The 937-nt window shown below is 60.7% G+C and carries 1 pseudogene; it reads left to right on the forward strand.

Features of this window, described 5'->3' with window-relative positions:
• Positions 1-64: 64 nt before the first annotated feature.
• A pseudogene (locus EYB42_RS17215) lies at positions 65-937 on the forward strand (IS3 family transposase); the annotation flags it as partial.

The raw sequence follows: 937 nt of genomic DNA on the forward strand, positions 1-937 counted from the left end.
TGACGTTGCCCCCTCCGCCTAATCCAGTTTGAGGTAGACTCTGGCCCAACCGAGAGGACCAGAGATGAAGCGCAGCAGGTTCACCGAAGACCAGATCATCGGCATTCTGAAAGAGCACGAGGCAGGGGTTTCCGTCGCCAATCTTTGCCGCAAGCACGGCGTCAGCGATGCGACCGTCTATAAATGGAAGGCCAAGTATGGCGGCATGGACGTCAGCGAAGCGAAGCGGCTGAAGGGCCTTGAGGACGAGAACGCCCGTCTCAAGCGTCTGCTGGCAGATGCGATGCTGGATAATGCCGCGCTGAAGGATCTCTTGGGAAAAAAGTGGTGACGCCCGCTGCGAAGCGACAAGCGGTCGCCCATCTGGTCGCAAGTCACGAGATGAGCGAACGGCGGGCGTGCCGGGTTATCGGCTGTTGCCGGATGACTATCCGCTATGAGGTCGTCCGCCAAGATGACCCTGTGCTGCGCGAGCGGCTGAAAGACTTGGCCAAGGCTCGACGCCGGTTCGGTTATCGTCGGCTGCATGTGTTCCTGCGGCGCGAGGGCCATCAGGTCAATCATAAGCGCCTGTTCCGCATCTACCGCGAAGAACGGTTGCATGTGCGCCGTCGCGGTGGGCGCAAGCGGGCCATGGGCACACGGGCTCCGATGGTGCTGCCACTGATGCCAAACCAGCGTTGGTCACTTGATTTTGTATCGGATCAGCTGACGGATGGCCGTCGGTTCCGCATCATGACGGTGGTCGATGACTGCACACGGGAGTGCCTGGCCCTGATCGCCGACACCTCACTGTCGGGCGCGCGGGTCGCGCGTGAACTGGCGACGCTGTTCGACGCCCGCGGCAAGCCCCAGACGATCGTCAGTGATAATGGGACCGAGTTCACCTCGAACGCGATCCTGAAGTTCGTGGATGATCGCAAGTTTGACTGGCATT

The sequence above is a fragment of the Tabrizicola caldifontis genome, assembly GCF_004762095.1.
Classification (GTDB): domain Bacteria; phylum Pseudomonadota; class Alphaproteobacteria; order Rhodobacterales; family Rhodobacteraceae; genus Tabrizicola; species Tabrizicola caldifontis.